23 protein-coding genes are annotated in these 20,883 nt (G+C 69.2%); 12 read left to right on the top strand and 11 right to left on the bottom strand.

What is annotated here, in order from left to right; all coding sequences use genetic code 11:
* Window positions 1-21: 21 nt before the first annotated feature.
* Together BJY22_RS39770 and BJY22_RS39765 are read right to left on the bottom strand one after the other, a co-directional pair.
* Window positions 22-684: a hypothetical protein gene (locus tag BJY22_RS39770; RefSeq protein WP_238350590.1), complete on the bottom strand. Its 663-nt coding sequence runs from the start codon at window positions 682-684 to the stop codon at window positions 22-24.
* Window positions 685-779: 95 nt separating this feature from the next.
* On the bottom strand, window positions 780-1,385 hold the full coding sequence (locus tag BJY22_RS39765; protein ID WP_167217296.1) for a uridine kinase family protein: 606 nt from the start codon (window positions 1,383-1,385) through the stop codon (window positions 780-782).
* A 53-nt stretch (window positions 1,386-1,438) separates the two neighbouring features.
* Here BJY22_RS39765 and BJY22_RS39760 point away from each other — a divergent pair, with 53 nt between their 5' ends.
* Entirely contained in the window at window positions 1,439-1,876 is a 438-nt protein-coding gene (locus BJY22_RS39760; protein ID WP_167217294.1) for a hypothetical protein, read from the top strand.
* Here the strand turns inward: BJY22_RS39760 and BJY22_RS39755 are convergent.
* Both BJY22_RS39755 and BJY22_RS39750 read right to left on the bottom strand, forming a co-directional pair.
* Complete coding sequence (locus tag BJY22_RS39755) at window positions 1,833-2,621, bottom strand: phosphotransferase (protein WP_167217292.1); 789 nt, start codon at window positions 2,619-2,621, stop codon at window positions 1,833-1,835. The two genes, BJY22_RS39760 and BJY22_RS39755, sit on opposite strands and share 44 nt — an antisense overlap.
* A gap of 6 nt (window positions 2,622-2,627) precedes the next feature.
* A complete protein-coding gene (locus BJY22_RS39750; protein WP_202891478.1) occupies window positions 2,628-3,575 on the bottom strand; it encodes a sugar-binding transcriptional regulator in 948 nt (315 codons plus the stop codon).
* 142 nt (window positions 3,576-3,717) lie between these two features.
* On the opposite strand from BJY22_RS39750, the gene BJY22_RS39745 reads away from it, so the two are divergent.
* Genes BJY22_RS39745 through xylB form a run of 5 tightly spaced genes read left to right on the top strand, consistent with a single transcriptional unit; the run spans window position 3,718 to window position 9,813 of the window.
* Entirely contained in the window at window positions 3,718-5,082 is a 1,365-nt protein-coding gene (locus BJY22_RS39745) for an extracellular solute-binding protein (protein WP_167217290.1), read from the top strand.
* Window positions 5,083-5,089: 7 nt separating this feature from the next.
* A complete protein-coding gene (locus BJY22_RS39740; protein WP_167217288.1) occupies window positions 5,090-6,052 on the top strand; it encodes a carbohydrate ABC transporter permease in 963 nt (320 codons plus the stop codon).
* Window positions 6,049-6,894, top strand: a complete 846-nt coding sequence (locus BJY22_RS39735; protein WP_202891477.1) for a carbohydrate ABC transporter permease — start codon at window positions 6,049-6,051, stop codon at window positions 6,892-6,894. The genes BJY22_RS39740 and BJY22_RS39735 overlap by 4 nt, the downstream gene beginning before the upstream one ends.
* Before the next feature lie 44 nt (window positions 6,895-6,938).
* Window positions 6,939-8,354 carry a mannitol dehydrogenase family protein gene (locus BJY22_RS39730; RefSeq protein WP_337759812.1) on the top strand — a complete coding sequence of 472 codons (1,416 nt, stop codon included), beginning with the start codon at window positions 6,939-6,941 and terminating at the stop codon, window positions 8,352-8,354.
* 10 nt (window positions 8,355-8,364) lie between these two features.
* Window positions 8,365-9,813 carry a xylulokinase gene (gene xylB / locus BJY22_RS39725; RefSeq protein ID WP_202891476.1) on the top strand — a complete coding sequence of 483 codons (1,449 nt, stop codon included), beginning with the start codon at window positions 8,365-8,367 and terminating at the stop codon, window positions 9,811-9,813.
* Window positions 9,814-9,874: 61 nt separating this feature from the next.
* On the opposite strand, the gene BJY22_RS39720 is transcribed toward xylB, so the two are convergent.
* Window positions 9,875-10,921: an ArsR/SmtB family transcription factor gene (locus BJY22_RS39720; protein WP_167217284.1), complete on the bottom strand. Its 1,047-nt coding sequence runs from the start codon at window positions 10,919-10,921 to the stop codon at window positions 9,875-9,877.
* 56 nt (window positions 10,922-10,977) lie between these two features.
* Here BJY22_RS39720 and BJY22_RS39715 point away from each other — a divergent pair, with 56 nt between their 5' ends.
* Entirely contained in the window at window positions 10,978-11,811 is an 834-nt protein-coding gene (locus BJY22_RS39715) for an aldo/keto reductase (protein ID WP_167217283.1), read from the top strand.
* A gap of 21 nt (window positions 11,812-11,832) precedes the next feature.
* Window positions 11,833-12,336, top strand: a complete 504-nt coding sequence (locus BJY22_RS39710) for a YkvA family protein (protein WP_167217281.1) — start codon at window positions 11,833-11,835, stop codon at window positions 12,334-12,336.
* Here BJY22_RS39710 and BJY22_RS39705 read toward each other — a convergent pair.
* Complete coding sequence (locus tag BJY22_RS39705; protein ID WP_167217279.1) at window positions 12,320-12,589, bottom strand: hypothetical protein; 270 nt, start codon at window positions 12,587-12,589, stop codon at window positions 12,320-12,322. The genes BJY22_RS39710 and BJY22_RS39705 overlap by 17 nt on opposite strands.
* A gap of 198 nt (window positions 12,590-12,787) precedes the next feature.
* On the opposite strand from BJY22_RS39705, the gene BJY22_RS39700 reads away from it, so the two are divergent.
* Both BJY22_RS39700 and BJY22_RS39695 read left to right on the top strand, forming a co-directional pair.
* Window positions 12,788-13,669, top strand: a complete 882-nt coding sequence (locus BJY22_RS39700) for a LysR family transcriptional regulator (RefSeq protein ID WP_167217277.1) — start codon at window positions 12,788-12,790, stop codon at window positions 13,667-13,669.
* Window positions 13,666-14,049, top strand: a complete 384-nt coding sequence (locus BJY22_RS39695) for a hypothetical protein (protein WP_167217275.1) — start codon at window positions 13,666-13,668, stop codon at window positions 14,047-14,049. Before BJY22_RS39700 ends, BJY22_RS39695 begins: the two co-directional genes overlap by 4 nt.
* A 4-nt stretch (window positions 14,050-14,053) precedes the next feature.
* Here the strand turns inward: BJY22_RS39695 and BJY22_RS39690 are convergent, their stop codons facing one another.
* Window positions 14,054-14,593, bottom strand: a complete 540-nt coding sequence (locus BJY22_RS39690) for an RNA polymerase sigma factor (RefSeq protein WP_167217273.1) — start codon at window positions 14,591-14,593, stop codon at window positions 14,054-14,056.
* 41 nt (window positions 14,594-14,634) lie between these two features.
* On the opposite strand from BJY22_RS39690, the gene BJY22_RS39685 reads away from it, so the two are divergent.
* Both BJY22_RS39685 and BJY22_RS39680 read left to right on the top strand, forming a co-directional pair.
* Entirely contained in the window at window positions 14,635-15,645 is a 1,011-nt protein-coding gene (locus tag BJY22_RS39685) for a serine/threonine-protein kinase (RefSeq protein WP_167217271.1), read from the top strand.
* A 17-nt stretch (window positions 15,646-15,662) separates the two neighbouring features.
* Window positions 15,663-16,292, top strand: coding sequence for a hypothetical protein (locus tag BJY22_RS39680; RefSeq protein ID WP_167217269.1), 630 nt, complete (start codon window positions 15,663-15,665; stop codon window positions 16,290-16,292).
* Between the two features lie 3 nt (window positions 16,293-16,295).
* Here the strand turns inward: BJY22_RS39680 and BJY22_RS39675 are convergent, their stop codons facing one another.
* The 4 genes from BJY22_RS39675 to BJY22_RS39660 all read right to left on the bottom strand — a co-directional run bounded on the left by BJY22_RS39675 (window position 16,296) and on the right by BJY22_RS39660 (window position 20,883).
* A complete protein-coding gene (locus BJY22_RS39675; protein WP_167217267.1) occupies window positions 16,296-17,480 on the bottom strand; it encodes a phospholipase D-like domain-containing protein in 1,185 nt (394 codons plus the stop codon).
* 81 nt (window positions 17,481-17,561) lie between these two features.
* Window positions 17,562-18,554 carry a S66 family peptidase gene (locus tag BJY22_RS39670; protein WP_337759811.1) on the bottom strand — a complete coding sequence of 331 codons (993 nt, stop codon included), beginning with the start codon at window positions 18,552-18,554 and terminating at the stop codon, window positions 17,562-17,564.
* 21 nt (window positions 18,555-18,575) lie between these two features.
* Window positions 18,576-19,457: an aldehyde dehydrogenase family protein gene (locus tag BJY22_RS39665; RefSeq protein WP_167217263.1), complete on the bottom strand. Its 882-nt coding sequence runs from the start codon at window positions 19,455-19,457 to the stop codon at window positions 18,576-18,578.
* Window positions 19,447-20,883: an aldehyde dehydrogenase family protein gene (locus BJY22_RS39660; RefSeq protein ID WP_167217261.1), complete on the bottom strand. Its 1,437-nt coding sequence runs from the start codon at window positions 20,881-20,883 to the stop codon at window positions 19,447-19,449. Before BJY22_RS39660 ends, BJY22_RS39665 begins: the two co-directional genes overlap by 11 nt.

The raw sequence follows: 20,883 nt of genomic DNA, 5'->3' as shown, positions 1-20,883 counted from the left end.
TCCCGTCACCGCCGCAGCTGATCAGCTGGAGGTTGCGGTGAGGCGGGTGTACTGGAGCTTCGCCACGGTGGTGATGAGCGCCGTGTCGGGGATGAGTTCGGTGCCGAGCGGCGCGGCCTCGCGGACGGTCAGTTCGACGACCATCGGGCCGACGGCCAGGCTGGCTTCGGCGATCGCGACGGACTGCTGCGCGGCGCCGTCGTACTCGACCCGGGCGTCCGACAGCGCCTGCGGGACCTTGAACGCCTGATCGTGGGCCTCCCGGCTCCACAGGCCCTTCTGCAGCGCCTTCGCCTTCGCGGGCGAGCCGGTCTTGAACAGCTGGATCGTGTACCGCTTCTTCTTGTCGGGGCTGAGCCGGGTCGCCCGGTACCCCTCGACGAAGCTCGCGTTCAGCAGCAGTGCGCGGTCCAGCGCCGGATCGGCCGACCAGGTCTTCAGGTACGTCGTCGCGGTGAACGGCCCGGTGGTGTTGCGGGGGTCCGCGACGTACCCGCGGGGGAGTGCTGCGAGCGCGGCGAGGGTGCTCTTCGCGGAGTTGTCCGCCGATCCGGACAACTCCGAGCGCTCCGCGGCCGGCGTCTGGGCAGCGACAGCCGACACACCGTCCTCGTTACCGCAGCCGGTCACTCCCAGCAGTACTGCGGTTACGGCAACGGCAAAGCCTGACGCATTCCGTCTCACGGTCCTACTCCGTCCGGCCACTCGCCCCCGAGCGCATCCGATGATTCGGACCGATACCAACAGAGCCGGGTGAACTTCAGGCGAACAACCCCGGGTTACTGAGACGTTGCCTGCGTGAGAAGGGTCTCGATCCGCGCGCGGGCGGCCTTGGGGCGCAGTGGCTCACAGCCGGCCGTGACGCAGCGGCGGACCACCTGGGGGTCGTCGCGGAGCAGCAGGAGACCGCGCCGGAGCAACGTCAGCGGGGGTTTGCGGTGTTCGCGGAGGTCGCGCTGGAAGCGGCGGGCGAACGTCACCAGCCGGTGGTGGTACACGCAGATCGCCGCGGCGAGCAGGCCGCGGTCGCGGAGCTCGCCGGTGATCTGGTCGGCGAAGATGCCCTCAGCAACGATCAGCGGGGAACCGCCCGTAGTGACCGGCCGGTGACCGACGGTGCCGTCGGCGGCGAGCTCGTAGATCGGGAGGTCGGCGGTTCCCGTCGTACACAGCTGCTCGAGGGCCGCGACCGCGCGGTCGCCGTCCCAGGACCGCGGGTCGTCCCAGTCGACGATGCCGAGCGGCGACCGCGGCATCGCCTCGTCGTCGCCGTCGCGGTAGAAGTCGTCCAGCCGTACGACGGGCAGGCCGACGTGCTCCGCGAGCCGCGACTTCCCCGCCCCCGAAGGCCCCGCCAGCAGCACCACCCGTGAACGCACCGGCATATTCTCGTCCACTTCCTGCAGTAACAGCCAATTCGCAGCTGCGATAGTCAGGTATGCCGAAGCTGAAGCTGGGTGCGGTGGTCTACGCGGTCGTCGCGGTCGGGTGGTTCGTGTCCGCCGTGCTTACCCTTCGGGGATTCGACGCGTACGCCGGTGCGGACCAGTGGTACCTGATCGCGATGGGGACCGTATTCCTGCTGACCGGGGTGATGTTCGGCATCGGGGCGATCACCCGACGCGGGCTGGTGTCCGACGAGGGTCCACGAATCTGCCGGAGCGGCTGGATCGTGGTGATCGCCCTGGTCTGTGCTGCATTTGTTGTGTACGTGCTGGGCGATGACGAGTGGGGCACGCCGTTCCCGAACCTGGTGGCGGTGTTCATCCCGGCGTTCGTCAAGCGGATGCAGGAGAAGTACTACGAGGGGCGGGAAGAGGCTGAGCGGGAGCTCAATCCAGAAGTGCCTGACGAAGTGCGGCCGCCGTCTGTTTGAACCAGGTGTTGGTGCGGTCGGTGAGTTCGGCCTCGCCGGTCGTCCAGCGTTGGTGGAACCACGGGTGACCGGCCTCGGAGCCCCGGCGGACGTAGTCCATGCACCAGATGTGGTTGTCGGCGGCGGCGTCGACCAGGCGGAGGCGGTCGGCGTCGGTCAGGTTGTATGCGTCGGCGAAGCGGCGGAGGCGGGTGAGGGTGTGCCCTCGCCGTACGTCGTGGATGTCCGCGTCGGGACGCAGCGGGGCCCACAGTCGTACGGCGGTCGCGACGTCCCACAACGGCGAACCGGGGCCTGCGAGATCGAAGTCGATGAGCGCGACGGCGACCCCGTCGCGGAACACCACGTTGTCGAGGTTGGGGTCGTTGTGGCTGATCAGCCCCGTCACGTAATCGGCGGGCACCGGCTCGGCCCACTCGAGTCCGATCGGCCGGAAGTCCGCGACCGCCTCGTGGTACGTCCGCAGGAGGTGGGCCACGCTGTCCAGCGCCTCGTCCGTCATCGACCAGGACGGGTACGGCGCCGTCACGGTCTCGCCAGGCAGGTACGAGAGCACCTCGCGCCCCTGCGCGTCCACACCGAGGAACGCCGGCGCCCCCTGGAAACCGACGCTCTCCAGATGGCGGAGCAGCGCGTGCGTGGCCGTGCTGCTGGCGCGCAGCGGCCGCCGGACGGTATCCCCGACCCGCACCACCAACCCGCGGTTCGCCGTACCTCCGACCAACTCGACCTCAGCAGCAGGCATCGCCGGTCAGTCTGACGGTTGCAGCAGGGCCTTCGCCAGGGGTGCGTGGGTAACGATCGCGTTCACCAGCCCGCTGCGGACGGCGGCCCGGACCGCCGCGACCTTGGCCAGCCCGTACGGGATCGCGATCACCTCGTCGATCTTGTCCATCTGCTCGGCGTTGATCGCGATCACCCGGTCGGTGACCCGGCTCTGCACCGGTACGCCGTCCGCGTCGACGAACACGCCCGAGATGTCCGACACCACGCCGCGACGACGCAACTGCTCGCAGGCCTTCTCGTCCATCGCGTCGTACAGCGTCGACTGCCCGGCCGCCCACGAACCGAGCCCGACGACCGCCTTCGACACCGAGTCGAAATGGCTGATCGCCTCGGCAACCTCCGGCTGCTGCCGCAGGGCGCGCGCCGTCGCGGCATCCGGTACGACGAGCGGCGCGTAGAACAGGTACGCCGGACCGCCCGACAGGCGGGCCGTGTGCCGGACGAGCTCGACCGAGTTCGCCTCGACGTCCGGACGCGTCAGCGCACCCGTCAGCTGCACCACCGGCACCGGAGCGAGGGACGTCAGCTGCTCGGTCATCGCGGTCACCGCCCGCGCCCACGCGAGCCCGAGGACGTCCTCGGGCGTGACGATCTCCGACAGCAGGTCCGCGGCGGCCTTGCCGAGCTGGGTGCGCAACGCCGGCTCGTCCACCTCGGGGGTGTCCACCACGATCGCCCGGCGCAGACCGAGCGACTCCTGCAGCCGGGCGGACAGGTCGAGGTCGATAGCGCCGGGATGGCTGATCTCGATCCGCACCAGGCCGCTGCTGCGCGCGTGGTCGAGCAACCGCGCGACCTTGAACCGGCTGAGCCGGAACTCGTCGGCGATCTCCACCTTCGACCGACCGTCGACGTAGTACCGCCGCGCGATCGAGGCCGTCAGCACCAGCTGTGCAGGCCCGAACGTCTCCATCACTGCCTCCCGCTCATATGAGCACCACCGGACCCAAGTGTTGCACAGACTCTTGACAGGTCAAGACGTTCCCGGTTCACTCATGGTGTGAGCAGAGGCGTGCTCAAATGAGCGGATTGAGCGGACCGGCAAGGGAGAAACCGTGCTGAGTAGGCGCAAACGCATCGGAGCGGTCGGGATCGCATTCCTGGTGACTGCGGTCAGCGGCTGTGCGGGCTGGGGAGGCGGGGCCGGCGGCGGTGGTGCCGACAGCATCAACGTGCTGATGGTGAACAACCCGCAGATGGTCGATCTGCAGAAGCTGACCGCCGAGCACTTCACCAAGCAGACCGGCATCAAGGTGAACTTCACCGTCCTCCCGGAGAACGACGTCCGGGACAAGATCAGCCAGGAGTTCTCCAGTCAGGCCGGTCAGTACGACGTGGCATCGGTGAGCAACTTCGAGATCCCGATCTACGCCAAGAGCAAGTGGATCGCGCCCTTGTCGGACTACATCGCCAAGGACCCGTCGTTCGACCAGGACGACGTCCTGAAGCCGATGACGCAGTCGATGACCGGCGAGGACGGGAAGATCTACGGCGAACCGTTCTACGGCGAGTCGTCGTTCCTCATGTACCGCAAGGACATCCTGGCGGCCAAGGGCGTGACGATGCCGGAGAAGCCGACCTGGCAGCAGGTCGCGGACATCGCGGCCACGGTGGACAACGCGCAACCGGGGATGCGCGGCATCTGCCTGCGCGGCCAGCCCGGCTGGGGTCAGCTGTTCGCCCCGCTCACCACGGTCGTGAACACCTTCGGCGGCACCTGGTTCACCGAGGACTGGCAGGCGCAGGTCGACTCGCCGGAGTTCACCGAGGCGACCAGGTTCTACGTCGACCTGGTCCGCGCGCACGGTGAGGCCGGCGCACCGCAGGCCGGGTTCACCGAGTGCCTGAACAACACCATCCAGAGCAACGTCGCGATGTGGTACGACGCCACGTCGGCGGCCGGTTCGCTCGAGGCGCCGAACTCACCGGTCAAGGGCAAGATGGGCTACGCCCCGGCGCCGGTCGTGAAGACCGACAGCTCCGGCTGGCTGTACGCGTGGGCGTGGGGCATCCAGGAGGCGTCGAAGAAGAAGGACAACGCCTGGAAGTTCATCTCCTGGGCCTCCGGCAAGGACTACGAGAAGCTGGTCGGCGAGAAGGTGGGCTGGTCCAACGTACCGGCCGGCAAGCGCGCGTCGACGTACGAGATCCCGGAGTACGTCAAGGAGGCCGCGGCGTTCGCGGAGCCGACCAAGAGCGCGATCGAGAACGCGGACCCGAACAACCCGGGCACCCAGCCGCGGCCGGCGCCGGGTATCCAGTTCGTCGACATTCCGGAGTTCCCGGACCTCGGCACGCAGGTCAGTCAGGACGTGAGTTCGGCGATCGCCGGGCGGATGAGCGTCGACGAGGCACTGAAACGCGGGCAGGAGCTCGCCGACGACGTCGCCGAGCGGTACCGCTCGCGGGAAGCGAAATGAGGTAGGCATGTCCGTCGACGCGAAACCTGACACGCAGCCCAGGCCGCAGCGGCACGCCGCGCCGCCTGGCTCCGAGGGCACGATGCTGCGCAAGGCCGGCGACTGGGCCCGGCGCGGTCCGCTGCTGCCGGCGCTGATCTTCATGATCATCGTGACCCAGCTGCCGTTCGTGGTCACGATCGTGGTGTCCTTCATGGACTGGAACGCGTACTACCCCGACGAGCGCGGGTTCGCCGGGATCGACAACTTCCGCCGGGTGCTCACCGACGCGAACACCCGGAACGCGATCTGGGTGACGATCCTGCTGACCGTGGGCGTCGTCCTGATCAGCCTGGTGCTCGGGTTGCTGATCGCCCTGCTGCTGGACCGGAAGTTCCGCGGCCGGGGCGTGGTCCGGACGATGATGATCACGCCGTTCCTGGTTGTGCCGGTGGCCGCGGCGCTGCTGTGGAAGCACGCGCTCTACAACCCGACGTACGGCTTGTTCAACGGCGTCCTGAAGTGGTTGTTCGGTGACAACGCCCCGCAGCCCGACTGGATCAGCAACCAGCCGCTGTGGTCGATCATCTTCGCGCTGGTCTGGCAGTGGACGCCGTTCATGATGCTGATCCTGCTGGCCGGTCTGCAGAGCCGTCCGCTGGACGTGATCGAGGCGGCCGGTATCGACGGCGCGAACCAGTGGGAGATCTTCCGCTACATGACGCTGCCGCACCTGCGCCAGTATCTGGAGCTGTCAGCGCTGCTCGGCTCGATCTACGTCGTGCAGAACTTCGACGCGGTCTTCACGATCACGTCCGGCGGCCTCGGTACGGCGAACCTGCCCTACACGATCTACCAGACCTTCTACACCGCGCACGACTACGGCCGGGCGTCCGCGGCCGGCGTGATCGTGGTGATCGGCACGATTCTGATCGCGACCTTCGCGCTGCGGTCGGTGTCCACGTTGTTCAGAGAGGAGACCGGACGATGAGCGGCCAGGTCACGATGGTGAAGGGGCATTCACGCCGTGGTGGTGGTTGGGCGTTGTCCGGGCTCGCCTGGATCGTCGGCATCCTGTTCGTGCTGCCGGTGCTGTGGATGCTGCTGACCTCCTTCCACACCGAGGAGGACGCGGCGAAGAACCCGCCGGACCTGGGCGCCCCGCTGACCCTGGACGGCTACAAGTCGTTCTTCGACACCGGGCCGTGGCCCTCGATCGCGAACTCGCTGACCGCGAGCGTCCTCTCGACGGTGCTGGTCATCCTGCTCGCGTTCCCGGCGGCGTACGCGCTGTCGATCCGGCCGGTGAAGAAGTGGACGGACGTGCTGTTCTTCTTCCTGTCCACGAAGATGCTGCCGGTGGTGGCCGGCCTGCTGCCGATCTACCTGTTCGCGCAGTCGGTCGGGTTCCTGGACAACATCTGGCTGCTGATCATTCTGTACACCTCGATGAACCTGCCGATCGCGGTCTGGATGCTGCGCAGCTTCCTGTCCGAGGTGCCGGTGGAAATCCTGGAGGCCGCCTCGGTGGACGGCGCGTCGCTCAGCCGCACGTTGCGGTCGGTCGTCGCCCCGGTGGTGACGCCGGGCATCGCGTCCGCCGCACTGATCTGCTTCATCTTCAGCTGGAACGAGCTGCTGTTCGCCCGGGTGCTGACCGGCACAGTGGCGCAGACGGCTCCGGTGTTCTTGACTGGGTTCGTGACCAGTCAAGGATTGTTCCTCGCCAAAGTCTGTGCCGCGTCGATCGTGGTGTCGTTGCCGGTGCTGATCGCCGGGTTCGCCGCCCAGGACAAGCTCGTCCAGGGCCTGTCGCTGGGGGCGGTCAAGTGAAACTGGCGGCTGCTGCTCTCGATGCCCTGGGCAATGACGTCCCGGTGCCTTCCTACGACCGTACGGCGGTGACGCCGGGGATCGTGCACTTCGGCGTGGGCGGCTTTCATCGTGCTCATCAGGCGATGTATCTGGATCGGCTGATGAACGACGGGAAAGCGCTCGACTGGGGGATCATCGGCGTCGGGGTGCTCCCGAACGACCGACGGATGGCCCAGGTGATGTCGGCCCAGGACTGTTTGTACACGTTGGTCGTCAAGCATCCGGACGGGCAGTTGGAGCCTCGGGTGGTCGGGTCGATCGTGGGGTATCTGTTTGCGCCCGACGATCCTGAGGCCGTGCTCGCGCGGATGGTCGACCCGGCGACGCGGATCGTGTCGTTGACGATCACCGAGGGCGGGTACCACGTCAACCAGGTGACCGGTGAGCTCGACGCCTCGGATCCCGCGCTGGCCGCGGACCTGCGGCCGGGTGCGACGCCGGGTAGTGCGTTCGGGTTCATCGTGGAGGCGCTGCGCCGGCGGCGCGAGGCCGGTGTACCGCCGTTCACCGTGATGTCCTGCGACAACATCCCGGGCAACGGACATGTGGCGCGCAAGATGATCGCCGGCTTCGCGCGGTTGAAGGACCCGGCCACGGCCGAGTTCCTCGAGAACGAGGTGCGCTTCCCGAACTGCATGGTCGACCGGATCACGCCGGTCACCGCGGACGCGGACCGGGAGGCGCTGGCCGAGCGGTTCGGCATCGAGGACGGCTGGCCGGTGGTGTGCGAGCCGTTCACGCAATGGGTGCTCGAGGACGACTTCGGTGGCGAGCGGCCGCCGTACGAGGACGTCGGTGTCCAGATCGTCGAGGACGTCGAGCCGTACGAGCTGATGAAGCTGCGGCTGCTGAACGCGAGCCACCAGGCGCTGTGCTACCTCGGGTTCCTGGACGGTTACCGCTACGCGCACGAGGTCTGCCAGGACAAGCTGTACGTCGACTTCCTGCTCGGCTACATGGACAACGAGGGAACGCCGACGTTGCCGCCGGTGCCCGGGGTCGACCTGGACCGCTACAAGCACCAGCTGATCGAGCGGTTCGCGAATCCCGAAGTACGGGACACGCTCGCGCGGTTGTGTGCGGAGAGCTCGGACCGGATCCCGAAGTGGTTGCTGCCGGTGGTGCGCGAGCAGTTGGCGGCCGGCCGGGAGATCACGCGGTCGGTGCTCGTGGTCGCGTCCTGGGCGCGGTACGCCGAGGGTGTCGACGAGCAGGGGCAGCCGATCGAGGTCGTCGACCGGCTGCGCGACAAGCTGGTCGAGCGGGCCCAGCACAACCGGGAGGATCCGTTGGTGTTCATCTCGGATCCGGACCTGTTCGGTGACCTGGCGTCGGACGAGCGGTTCGTGACGCCGTACAGGGCCGCAGTGAAGTCGCTCCACGAGATCGGCGCGCGGGCGACGGTGGAAGCGCTCTAGTCTGGGTGCCATGACTGAGCTGAGGCTGGTTGCCGGGGTGGACTGTTCCACCCAGGCGACCAAGGTGGTCGTGTGCGACGCGGAGACCGGCGCGGTACTGCGAGAGGGCCGGGCGCCGCACCCCGACGGGACCCAGGTGGACCCCGCCGAGTGGTGGAAGGCGTGGGAGATCGCTTCCGACGGGCTGCTCGACGGCGTCCAGGCGATCGCGATCGGCGGGCAGCAGCACGGCATGGTCCTGCTGGACGACACTGGTGAGGTCGTCCACCCGGCCGTCCTGTGGAACGACACCAGTTCCGCCGACGCGACCGCCGAGCTGATCGCCGAGCTCGGCGGCCCCGAGGCGTGGGCGGAGGCGACCGGTTCGGTTCCGGTCCCGTCCTTCACTGTCACGAAGCTGCGCTGGCTGCGGGACGAGGCCGCGCGCGGGACGGCCGAGGTACGCCGTGACGCCGCGCGGCGGGCCGCGGCCGTCGTACTGCCCCACGACTGGATGACGCATCGGCTGGCCGCCGACCGGCACGGGATCGACGGCATCACCACCGACCGTGGAGACGCGTCCGGCACCGGCTGGTGGTCACCGACGGCCAACGACTACCGGACGGATCTGGTCGAGCTCGCGTTCGGCCGTCAGCTCGCGCTGCCCCGGATCGCCGGACCTGCCGAGATCGTCGGCCGGACCTCGTTCGGTGCGGCGATCGCGGCCGGCACCGGGGACAACGCGGCCGCGGCGCTGGGTCTCGACCTGCAGCCCGGCGACGTCGCGGTCTCCCTCGGCACCAGCGGTACGGCGTTCGCGCGGTCCGCGCACCCCACCAAGGACGCGACCGGACTGGTGGCTGCGTTCGCCGACGCCACCGGCGAGTACTTGCCGCTCGTCTGCACGCTGAACGCGGCCCGCGTGATGTCCGCGACCGCGCAGATGCTCGGCCTGGAGCTCTCCGCCTTCGACGAGGCGGCGCTGTCCTCGCCGGGAAGTGACGGCCTCGTCCTGCTGCCGTTCCTGGACGGCGAGCGTACGCCGGACCTCCCGCACTCGACCGGCCTGATCTACGGTCTGACCCGCTCCACGATGCAGCCCGCGACGATGGCCCGCGCCGCGGTCGAGGGTCTGCTGTGCGGGCTCGCCGACGCCGTCGACGCGCTCCGCGACCAGGGCGTGCCGGTCCAGCGCGTCCTGCTCCTCGGCGGCGGCGCCCGCTCACGCGCCGTCCAGGCTCTCGCCCCGGCGATCCTCGGCGCGGAGCTCGTCCTCCCCGAGCCGGCCGAGTACGTCGCCCTCGGCGCCGCGCGCCAGGCCGCCTGGGCCCTGTCCGGCGCCGACACTCCACCGACCTGGCAGATCCCGCTCGGCAAACCCGAGCCCGCCGTAACGGTCGACGCCACCACCATCCGCACCAACTACGAGCAGGTCCTCGCCAACACCCGCCCGCTCCTCTCCCAGCCGTACAACCGCTAGGCGGCCCAGGCGGCTTTTCGGAAACAAATGGCCGGATAGTGGCGAATTTGTTCCGAAGAGGTCAGGTGCTGGCGTCGAGGAGAGTGTCGGCGGCGGCGGAGCGGGCGTACAGGACCGTGCGGCCGGATCGGTGCCGGGTGACCAGGCCGGCGCTGCGGAGTGCGGTGAGGTGCTGGGACACGCCGCCAGGTGTGATGCCGGTGCGGGCGGCGAGCTCCGTGGTGGAGCGCGGTGTGTCGAGCTGGGCGAGCAGGTCGGCGCGTGAGCGTCCCAGGACGGCCGCGAGACCTGCCGGGGTGGGGCGCGGCGAGTCGTGCCAGAGGGCGGCGACTCCCCGGGCCGGGTAGGTGAGAGTGGGCTGCCACGGCGGGATCGTGCTCGAGTAGACCGTCGGCCAGACGAACGCAGACGGGGTGAGCAGGAGCCCTTCGCCGGTCAGCTTCCGCTCGCCGTGGAAGCGCCGGTGCCGGATCGAGAGCGTGCCGTCGCGCCACCGCACGCCGTCGGCGAGATCCTCGAACAGCCCCGCCGGTCCCGCCTGTCCGAGGCGGCGGCCGCGGTAGAGCAGGTCGTCGTCGAGCAGCGTCCGGATCCGCCCCCAGTACGGCGCCAGCGCGAGTTCCCAGTACGTCGCGATCTGTTCCGCCAGGCGGGTGATGCCTTCGGCCGGGTCGGCGTACAACTCGGCGACTCGCGCGGTCGGTAGCTCGCCCGGCCGCGGACTGCGCAGCCGGCGCGGGAGCTGCGCCTCGGCGAGCGAGCCGAACGAGCGGCGGCGCGCGTACGCGAGGATGTCGAGATCGGCGCGGACCTGCTCGGGCGGCACCCGCCGGAGTGTGCTGAGATCGCTCTCGAGATCAGGAAGCGGGCTGCTCGGCGGCGGGGTGAGGAAGTCGGCCAGGTACCAGACGGCAGGGTCGACCAGATCGAACAGCAGGTCGAGCTCCGTCCCGGCGAGTCGCTCCCTGGTCGCGCGCGCCCACCGGCTGTGGAAAGGATGCGGCCGGGGTGACTTGAGCAGCCGGATGCTCGCCACGACCTCCCAGAGCGGGGACATCGCGAGCCTCGTCCGGGCCAGGTCCGCCACGGTGAAGGTGAGCGTCAGCATTTAGCTCAGCCTAAATCATTTCAGGTACGCCGGACGCTCGCCGGACCCTGGGCCGCATGGACAACACACGACTGAAGATCGGCGAGCTGGACGTGCATCGGCTGGGCTTCGGCGCGATGCGGCTGACCGGGTACCGCCCGGCCGCCGACCGCACCGACGCGATCCGGGTCGCCCGACGGGCGGTCGAGCTCGGTGTCGACTTCATCGACACCGCCGACGCGTACGGCATCGGCGCCAACGAGGAGCTGCTCGCCGAGGCTCTGCATCCTTACGGCAACGTCCTGATCGCCACCAAGGTCGGGCACACCCGCCCGTCGCCCGGCGAGTGGACGCCGTGCGGGCGACCGGAGTACCTGCGGCAGGCGGCGGAGCTGTGCCTGCGGCGGTTGCGGGTCGAGCGGATCGATCTCCTGCAGTTGCACCGGATCGACCCCGCCGTGCCGTTCCCGGACCAGTTGGGTGCCCTGGCGCGACTGGTTGCCGAGGGCAAGGTGCGGCACGTCGGCCTGTCCGAGGTGACTGTGGAGCAGCTTCGCGAGGCCCGGCGGTACGTCGACGTGGTCAGCGTGCAGAACCGGTACAACCTGACCGACCGCCGGCACGAGGACGTCCTCGACTACTGCACCGCGGAGGGGATCGCGTTCATCCCCTGGGTCCCGATCGCACTCGGTGAGCACGCCGGTTCGCAGCTCCTCGGGATGATCGCCGGTGAGCTGGGTGCGACCGCCGCGCAGCTGTCGCTGGCGTGGCTCCTGCACGGGTCACCCGTGGTGGTGCCGATCCCGGGGACCAGTTCGGTGCGGCATCTGGAGGAGAACGTCGCGGCCGCCGGGCTCGAACTGACGCCCGACCAGCTCGCTCGCCTCGCTGCGTTGAGCCCGGTCGGCTGAAACGCCCTCTACAGTGGGTGGATGGTGTACTTCGGGGCGTTGCTCGGGGTGATCGGGCTGCTGACGTTGCTGTTCCGCGACGGTGACGTCGTGGGGCTGCCCGCGGTCGCGGTCGGGGCCGGCCTGCTGGTGATCGGGGCGGGGGTCGGCGCCCTGGGTGCGGTGCGGCGGCGGGTTGTGCGTCGGCGGAAGATCGCGCGTGGTGAGCCGGTGCCGGTCGGGAACGTGATCGACCGGGCGAAGGCGCTTCCGCGGCTGCTCCGGGACGTTCGCCGCGGGACGTACGCCGACCTGCCGAAGAGCCGGACCTTCCTGTGGCTGCTGGCGCTCGTCTACCTGGTCTCGCCGGTGGACATCCTGCCCGACCTGCTCCCGATCATTGGCGTCACCGACGATGCGGGCGTCGTGGTCTGGCTGCTCACGAGCGTGTCCACGGCCGCCGGTCTGTACCTGCGCCGCGAGCGCGAGCAGCTCCCGCACGAACAACCGCAGGGTCGCCGCGCCAACCCTAGCGCCGACGGCTGACCCAGTCCGCCACGTCCGCGGCGGCCTCTTCGGGATGCTCGTACGCGAACAGTTGCAGCGGATCCGTCGGCGCCACGGGATCGGCGAGACGAGCCGCGGCGGCGACCAGTTCCCGCGCTGCCGCGAGGACCCGGGCCGCCTGCGCCGCCGCCTCGGCGGGATCGTGGACGTCGACCACCGCCGCCGCCAGGTCCGCGACCTCACACGCCTGGTAGGCCATCGCCAACTGTGCCGACTCCTGCGCCGGGTTCACGCGAACGCCCGTACGAAGAACAGCCCGGTCATCAGTTGGGTGAGCCCCTTCGATCTCCCGCCGCCGACGGCGTTCAGCGCGCCGGCCGCGACACCGGCCAGGAGGATCAGCAGCACCCTTCGAGGATCCTGGGTCGGCGGAGACTCCACAATGCGCGATCCCCGTAGTCAGCCTTAGCCAGAGACGTAGGCTGGGCTCATGCGGTACGACCTCGACGATCTCCGGCTCTTCACGCATGTCGCGGCAGAGGGCTCGATCACTGCCGGCGCGCGGGTGATGCACCTCAGTCTGCCTTCGGCCAGTGCGCGGGTCAGGGCGCTCGAGGCGCAGGCCGGCGTACCGCTGCTGGTCCGCGAGCGACGCGGCGTCCGGCTGACCCCGGCCGGCGCCACCCTCGCCCGGCACGCCCGCGAGGTGCTGGCCGAGACGACACGGCTGGACAGCGCGGTCGCGTCGTACGCCGTCTCTCGCTCGGAGCCGATCCGCCTGGTCGCCGGCGGGTCCGCGATGCACCAGCTCGTCCCGACCGCCCTCGCCACGTTCCTCCGCGACCATCCGGAGTACGACGTGAACGTGAGCGAGCGCCGTACCATCCGCAGCGTCCGCCTGCTCGCCGCCGGGGAGGCGGACCTCGGCGTGATCCTCGACGACGAGCCCACCCCGCTACTGACCGAACCGCTGGCCGACGACTCGCTCGTCGTGATCGGCCAGGCCGGCGGCACCCTGTCCGGCCGGGCCTCGATCGCGTACGCCGAAGTCGCCGAGCATCCCCTGGTCGGCCTCGACCGGAACTCACCGCTCAGCCAGTGGATGGACGACCGCCTCGGTCCGCACGCGCCCGCGCCGCGCTACCGCACCCTCGTCCCGACCCTTCACGCGCTCATCACCCTCGCCACCGCGGGTGCAGGTCTGGCCGTCGTACCGCGACGCGCCGTCCACTCGACCGTCGACGTCGACATCTGCCCGCTCCAGGACGCCTGGTCCACCCGCCAGCACCTGCTCTGCTACGGCGCCGACGCTCCCGATTCCGTGCACCTGCTGGCCAACCACCTGCACGCAGCCGCTAGCGTTCCCATATGAGCGCAGACGAGGTTGGCATCCCACTCCAGGCTTTCGACGCGCTCCTGCACAGCCCGAATGTTCCGACCGTCTGCCGTGCGCTGAACATGTACCAGGTCGCCGCCGCGTACACGCGCCTGAGCGGTGGCAACCCGCTCGAACCGCTGGCCGCCGACGTCCGCGAGGTCGCCCGCGAGATCCTGGCCCGCCCGCCCGTCGAGGCCGGCGACGACATCCGCGCCGGCTTCGACCACCTGAGCGCACTGAACGTCCTCACCACCCTCGCCGAACCGGACGACGTCGACCTGATCACCGGCGTCCTCAACGACACCACCGACAACGAGATCCGCGCCGTCGCCTCCCTGGCCGCCGACACGGCCCGACGGAGGGCGGGGGAGTAGCGGTTCAGCGCACGGTCATGCGTTCCGCGACGGCTTTGCGGGCCTGGTGGATGCGGGCCTTGACGGTGCCGAGCGGTACGTCGAGCTCGTCGGCGATCTCGGCGTACGAGAGCGCGCCGAGGTCGCGCAGGACGAGCGGCTGGACGAGCTGCGGGTGGTGGGACTCGAGGTCCTCGAGCGCTTCCAGGAGGTCCAGGCGCGAGCCGGCGATGACCGAAGTGGTGCGCGGATCGACGGACTCGGGCAGGACCTCGGCGGACTGCTCGACGGCGCGCCGCTTCAGCGACCGGTAGGTCTGCCGCGCCTGGTTGGTCGCGACGATCGTCACCCACCCCGCGAAGCTGCCGGTGCCCTTGAACGTGTGCACCTTGTTGACCACCTGGAGCAGCGTGTCCTGCACCGCTTCCTCGGCGTCCTCCCGGTACGGCAGGAACTTTGCCACCCGGCGCTGCACCTGCGGCCTGATCGCCTGCAGAAGTTGTGGAAGCACCGACTGGTCCCCGGCTGCAGCCCGGGCCGCGAGTTCTTCCAGCTCCTCGGTCATGCTCCCCCTTTTGAACTGGTTTGTGACCGACAATAGCGGGGATGGATGTCATCGGGCGGTACCGGTTACGGGACAAGATCGGCGCGGGTGCGTTCGCGACCGTCTGGCGGGGGTACGACGACGACCTGGACGTCGACGTCGCCGTCAAGGTGCTCGCGGACAACTGGGCGTCGCGCGCCGACGTCCGCGAACGCTTCCTGTCCGAGGCGCGGCTGATGCGCCGGATCGCGAGCGACCGGGTCGTCCGGGTGTTCGACCTGGGCAAGCTCCCGGACGGGCGGCCGTACTTCGTGATGGACTACGTCGGCGGCGGGACGCTGGGCGACGTACTGCGGCACGGACAGCTGGACCCGGTGGACGCGCTCTGGTGGGGCGCCGACCTGGCGCGGGCGGTCGCGGCGCTGCACAGCGAGGGCGTCGTACACCGCGACGTCACTCCGGCGAACCTGCTGCTCCGGCCCGGCACGGAGGCCGGCGGCGGAACGCACCGGATCGTGCTCGCCGACCTCGGCCTCGCGAAGCGCGCCGCGGAGGCGTCCGGACTCACCCAGGCCGTCGGTACGCCGGCCTACATGGCGCCCGAGCAGGGCCGCGGCGACGGTGGCTTCGACGAGCGGGCCGACATCTACGCCGTCGGCGCCGTCACGTACGCGCTCCTCACCGGGCATCCGCCGTACTCCGCGACGTCGATCGGTGACGTGCTGAACCGGGACCCCGATCTGCCGCCGCCGAGCCTGCGTTCGGTGCTGCACGACTCGGTCGGGCAGCTCGACGACATCTTCGCGCGGGCGCTGGCGTACCGCGTGACCGATCGCTGGGAGCGTGCGGACACGCTGGCCGAGCGGCTCGAGGCGGAGGCGTACCGCCTGGAGCAGGAGGCGCCGATGCGCGCGGCGGAGCGGACCGCGATCACCGACGACGACCTGGACACCACGGTCGCGACCGATCCGCCGGTACGGCGCCGGCGCCGGAGGCGCGCGTGGTTCCTGCTGGCGCTGCCCGTAGTGTTCGTGGCCGCCGGTGTGGGCGGATGGTTCCTGTTCGGGCGATGACTGCATAGAGTAGTTGTATGGCTACTTACCGCAGTCTTGTGGTGGTTCTCGCCTTACTCGCCCCGACCGATGCCCAAGCCCAAGTCCAAGCCCAGGTCCTTGCTCAGCCTGTCGCGAGCTATGCCTGCCGCGCGGATACGAAGTTCGGTCGGCACACGCTTTCGCTGCGGCAGGCCGTCGACGCCCAGGCGCCGGCTGCCGTACCCGCGAACTCCCGCTTCACCATCGCCGTCCGGCCGCAGCCCGGGACGCTCCCGGGCGAGGTCAAGGGCTTCAAGCTGAAGGAGGTCCGCGACCTCACGCTTCGGGTCCCGATCCCGCCCACCGCCGCCTACGTGAGCGCCAGAATCGTCGGCGGCTCGGGCCTGAACTCCACCCCAACGGTGCAGCTCGAAGGAAACGCCGTAGTGGTCAAAGTCGCCGGTCCGATCCCGGGCGGTGCGAGCTACGAACTCCCGGCGCTGAGCGTCCGCCTCAAATCGGGCCGCCCGGGCACTGTCATCGAGACCAGGCTCAAGGGCAGCAGCTATGACGACCCGGGCCTCACCCTGCAGGCCAAGATCAAATGGAAGTTCCTCACCACCACGGCCCCGGTCGCCTGCTATCCCGACCCGAACCCGGCGCTCACCCGCACGGTGGTGAGGTAGCGGTCAGAGTGCGGTACCGGTGTTGTAGGCGTCGTTGAAGTGGGCGTAGAAGGCGTCGTACATCGGCTGACTGTCCGCGACCTTGACGAGGATCTCGTCGTTGTACTGCAGCGCGGACGCGGTCAGGTTGTGTGAACCGGTGAAGACCAGCGGCCGTACCGCACTCGAACCGGCGTACCGTGCCGACACGATGATCGTCTTGTCGTGCACGGGAGACTTACGGACCGGGATGCCTGCCGACTTGAGCTTGCTCAGCGACCCGCTCTGGATGGCGCCGACGTCCACCCACACCTTGCATCCGCCGCTGTGCAACGACACCAGCATGTCGACGACCGCCGAGCGGGTGTCGTTGATCGACGCCTCCATCACCCGGATCCGGCAGTCGGCGTCCGCGTCGATGTAGCTGAGCCGGTTCGCGACCAGGTCGGTGTTCTGCTCCGGGGATGAGTAGACCTGGATGTTCGAGGCGGAGGAGCCGAAGTACCCCCGCGGCGCCGAGGCGACGTAGAAGTCGTTGTCCGCGTAGGTGTTCTCCTGCCACTGCGGCAGCCATTGCTGGCTGTAGAAGTTGTCGTAGAGGGTCTTGTCGCCGTAGACGGTGAAGGAGTTGTTGAACAGGTTCGCGCCCGAGGCATACGTCATGTTGGGCGAGCCGAACCAGGTCACCCAGGACCGCGTCGTACCGGACGCGTCCTTGGTCTGCGAGAACAACATGTACTTCGCGTGCATCAGCCCGGTGCTCGAGTTCGAGATGCAGCCGCCGCCGTACGCGAGAGAGCTGCTGCCGTGGTCGCACCAGTGGTGGTTGGCGCCCAGCAGCGACGCGAGCGCGGCCGGGGAGTCGTCGGTGGAGTTCTTGTCCTCACCGTTGTGCACCACATACACGTGCACGCCACGTTTCACAGCGGCCTCGATCGCGTCGTACACGATGTTGGCGGTGATGCTGTAGAGCGCGATCCGTACCTCGGACCCGGCCGGTGCTCCGTTGAACAGGGCGATCATTTTGTTCAGCTGGGTGATGTCCTGGCCGTTGTGGTCGACGGGGTCGTTGAAGGTCAGGTCGACCTGCGACGAGCCGATCGTGATGGTGACAGGAGGCTGCCCGGCGTACGCGGTCTGCGGTACGGCGAGGCCGGCGACCGCGGTGAGCAACGTCGCGAGGATGAAGGACAAGCTGCGGTGAACCATTCGGACCTCCCGGGGGCGGAGCGGAAGATGAAGGTTTTCACCTACGAAGGTACAGCGATCAGTTAGATATTGACAGAGATGTCAGTAGCTGACGGTGATCCGCCGGGCGATCGGGTCGACGGTCGCGTGGCCGCCGTACGGGAGGACCAGCATCGGGTCGGTGTGACCGATGTCGAGGCCCTTCACAACGACCACGTCCGGGTTGTACTCCGCGAGCGCGCGGTCGGCCGCGAGGTACTGGCCGGTGACATACGCGACCGACTCCGCCGCGGTCAGCTCGTGGTCCAGCGACGTCGACTTCGGACGCCCCCACAGCACCGCGTCGAACCGCTCCAGCAGGCCGCGCTCGCCGAAGTTGCGCAGCATCCGGTACACGGCGTCCGACGACGGCATCTCCTCGCTCGTCTCGAGGAACAGAATGCCGCCGTACGACTCGGTCGGCAGCATCCAGCGGTTCGCGGCGAGCTGCCAGTCGAGGATCTCGAGGCAACCGCCCCAAAGCTTTCCGGTGACCGCGCGCGATCCGCTCCACGTCCAGCCGGTGCCGGGGAACAGCGGCGGATCGGTCTCCAGGTTCTCCGGGACGTTCCAGTCGTGGTCGTGGTCGGTCCAGCCCTCCGCGGGCGTCAGCTCGAACTCGCCACCGGTGAACAGCGCCGCCCGCAGCGAGCGCTCGGTGTCCGGATGCATCGCGCCACTGCGCCCGAACTGCACCATCACACTGCCGCCGTGGAACGCCGGCAACCCCAACGAATACAGGAAGTTCAGCAGATTCGTGTTGTCGCTGTACCCGAAGAACGGCTTCGGATCCGCCTGGAAGACCGCCGCGTCCAGATGCTTCAGTACTGTGAGCTGGTCGTCGCCGCCGATCGACGCGAACACCGCGCGGATCGATGGATCCGACCAGGCCGCGTGCAGGTCGGCCGCCCGTTCCTCCGGAGTGCTTGCGAGCTTCCGGGTCGTCGGGTACTCGACCGGCTCCAGCCCGAAGTCGTCGCGCAACCGGCGCAACCCGAGCTCGTACGGCCCAGGAAAGATCTCCGGCAGACCACCGGACGGCGAAACGATCGCCACCCGGTCACCTGGCTTCAGCACTCAGACTCCGATCGGGTGCCAGACGGTTTTCAGCTCGAGGTACTGCGTGAGGCGTGACAGGCCCTGGTCCGCGGTCCAGTCCTCCTCGGCGGGGCGGCGTACCCGCTTGAGGTTCCCGGCGGCGGCGATCTCCAGGTCGCGGGCCTCGTCCTCGGACGTGATGCCGCACAGGTCGATCGCGTTCACGTCCTGGTGCGAGGCGAGCCACGGGCCGATCTCGGACGCGGAACCGGTGAGGATGTTGACCACCCCACCGGGTACGTCGGAGGTCGCCATCACCTCGCCCAGCGTCACGGCCGGCAGCGGGCGCTCGTACGACGAGACCGCGACGACCGTGTTGCCGGACACGATCGCGGGCGCGATCACACTGGTCAGACCGAGCAGGCTGGAGTCCTGCGGCGCGAGCACCGCGACCACGCCGGTTGCCTCGGGCAACGAGAAGTCGAAGTACGGGCCGGCCACCGGGTTGCTGGAGCCGACCACCTGCGCGAGCTTGTCGGCCCACCCGGCGTACCAGACCCAGCGGTCGATCGACGCGTCCACGACCGCACGGGCCTTGGAGATCGACAGACCCTCACCAGCGGCCACCTCGGCACTGAACTGCTGGTGCCGCCCCTCCATCACCTCGGCGATCCGGTACAGCACCTGGCCGCGGTTGTACGCCGTCCGCGCGTGCCACCCGCCGAACGCCTTCCGGGCCGCGACCACCGCGTCCCGGGCGTCCTTGCGGGAGGCCTGCGACGCGTTCGCCAGGAACTTGCCCTTGGCGTCGTTGACGACGTACGAACGGCCCGATTCGCTGCGTGGGAAGGCGCCGCCGATGTAGAGCTTGTAGGTCTTGCGCACTTCGAGCCTCGGAGTCGCGGTGTCCTTAGTGGGCAAGGTAGGCCTCCAGACCGTGGCGACCGCCCTCGCGGCCGTAACCCGACTCCTTGTAGCCGCCGAACGGCGAGGTCGGGTCGAAGCGGTTGAACGTGTTCGCCCAGACCACGCCGGCGCGCAGCTGGTTGGCCATCCAGAGGATCCGGGAACCCTTGTCGGTCCAGATTCCCGCGGACAGCCCGAACGGGGTGTTGTTCGCCTTCTCGACCGCCTCGGCCGGGGTACGGAAGGTCAGCACGGACAGCACCGGGCCGAAGATCTCCTCGCGGGCGATCCGGTGCGCCTGGGACACCCCGGTGAAGACGGTCGGCGGGAACCAGTACCCCTCGCTCGGCAGCTCGCACTCCGGCGACCAGCGCTCGGCGCCCTCGTCCTCGCCGATCTGCGACAGTTCGCGGATCTTCGCCAGCTGGGCCGACGAGTTGATCGCGCCGATGTCGGTGTTCTTGTCCAGCGGGTCACCGACGCGCAACGTGCCCATCCGGCGCTTCAGCCGCGCGAGCACCTCGTCGTACACGCTCTCCTGGACCAGCAGGCGCGAGCCCGCGCAGCAGACGTGGCCCTGGTTGAAGAAGATGCCGTTGACGATGCCCTCGATGGTCTGGTCGATCGGCGCGTCCTCGAAGACGATGTTCGCCGCCTTGCCGCCGAGCTCGAGCGTGACCGCCTTGTCCGTGCCGGCCACCGACTTCGCGATCGCGCGACCGACCTCGGTGGATCCGGTGAACGCGACCTTGTCGACTCCCCAGTGCTCGACCAGGGCCTGACCGGTGCGGCCGGCGCCGGTGACGATGTTTACCACGCCGGGCGGCAGGTCCGCCTGCTGGCAGATCTCCGCGAACGCCAGCGCGGTCAGCGGCGTGGTCTCGGCCGGCTTCAGTACGACGGTGTTGCCGGCCGCCAGCGCGGGCGCGATCTTCCACGCCAGCATCAGCATCGGGAAGTTCCACGGGATGACCTGACCGGCGACGCCCCACGGCCGCGGGTCGTCGCCGACCCCGGCGTACTCGAGCTTGTCGGCCCAGCCCGCGTAGTAGAAGAAGTGCGCGGCCACCAACGGGATGTCGACGTCACGGGACTCGCGGATCGGCTTGCCGTTGTCCAGCGACTCCAGCACCGCCAGCTCCCGGGCGCGCTCCTGGACCAGCCGCGCGATCCGGAACAGGTACTTCGCCCGGTCCTTGCCGCTCATCGGGCCCCAGACCTTGTCGTACGCCTTCCGCGCGGCGCGGACGGCCTTGTCGACGTCCGCCGGCCCGGCCTCACTGACCTCGGCCAGCACCTCTTCGGAGGCGGGGGACACGGTCTTGAACGGCTTCCCGTCCGTCGCGTCGACGAACTGCCCGTTGACGAACAGGCCGTACGACGACTTGATGTCGACGATCGCCCGCGACTCGGGAGCGGGTGCGTACTCGAATCTGCCCAT

Origin of the sequence: Kribbella shirazensis, assembly GCF_011761605.1 — a bacterium.
Taxonomy (GTDB): Bacteria; Actinomycetota; Actinomycetes; order Propionibacteriales; family Kribbellaceae; genus Kribbella; species Kribbella shirazensis.
This window is presented reverse-complemented; position numbering and strand designations above follow the sequence as displayed.

Coding starts and splice junctions, on each gene's coding strand:
- BJY22_RS39765 (WP_167217296.1), bottom strand. CDS start 1,385: ATGCCGGTGCGTTCACGGGTGGTGCTGCTGGCGGGGCCTTCGGGGGCG.
- BJY22_RS39760 (WP_167217294.1), top strand. CDS start 1,439: ATGCCGAAGCTGAAGCTGGGTGCGGTGGTCTACGCGGTCGTCGCGGTC.
- BJY22_RS39755 (WP_167217292.1), bottom strand. CDS start 2,621: ATGCCTGCTGCTGAGGTCGAGTTGGTCGGAGGTACGGCGAACCGCGGG.
- BJY22_RS39750 (WP_202891478.1), bottom strand. CDS start 3,575: ATGGAGACGTTCGGGCCTGCACAGCTGGTGCTGACGGCCTCGATCGCG.
- BJY22_RS39740 (WP_167217288.1), top strand. CDS start 5,090: ATGTCCGTCGACGCGAAACCTGACACGCAGCCCAGGCCGCAGCGGCAC.
- BJY22_RS39735 (WP_202891477.1), top strand. CDS start 6,049: ATGAGCGGCCAGGTCACGATGGTGAAGGGGCATTCACGCCGTGGTGGT.
- xylB (WP_202891476.1), top strand. CDS start 8,365: ATGACTGAGCTGAGGCTGGTTGCCGGGGTGGACTGTTCCACCCAGGCG.
- BJY22_RS39720 (WP_167217284.1), bottom strand. CDS start 10,921: ATGCTGACGCTCACCTTCACCGTGGCGGACCTGGCCCGGACGAGGCTC.
- BJY22_RS39715 (WP_167217283.1), top strand. CDS start 10,978: ATGGACAACACACGACTGAAGATCGGCGAGCTGGACGTGCATCGGCTG.
- BJY22_RS39710 (WP_167217281.1), top strand. CDS start 11,833: ATGGTGTACTTCGGGGCGTTGCTCGGGGTGATCGGGCTGCTGACGTTG.
- BJY22_RS39700 (WP_167217277.1), top strand. CDS start 12,788: ATGCGGTACGACCTCGACGATCTCCGGCTCTTCACGCATGTCGCGGCA.
- BJY22_RS39695 (WP_167217275.1), top strand. CDS start 13,666: ATGAGCGCAGACGAGGTTGGCATCCCACTCCAGGCTTTCGACGCGCTC.
- BJY22_RS39690 (WP_167217273.1), bottom strand. CDS start 14,593: ATGACCGAGGAGCTGGAAGAACTCGCGGCCCGGGCTGCAGCCGGGGAC.
- BJY22_RS39685 (WP_167217271.1), top strand. CDS start 14,635: ATGGATGTCATCGGGCGGTACCGGTTACGGGACAAGATCGGCGCGGGT.
- BJY22_RS39680 (WP_167217269.1), top strand. CDS start 15,663: ATGGCTACTTACCGCAGTCTTGTGGTGGTTCTCGCCTTACTCGCCCCG.
- BJY22_RS39675 (WP_167217267.1), bottom strand. CDS start 17,480: ATGGTTCACCGCAGCTTGTCCTTCATCCTCGCGACGTTGCTCACCGCG.
- BJY22_RS39660 (WP_167217261.1), bottom strand. CDS start 20,883: ATGGGCAGATTCGAGTACGCACCCGCTCCCGAGTCGCGGGCGATCGTC.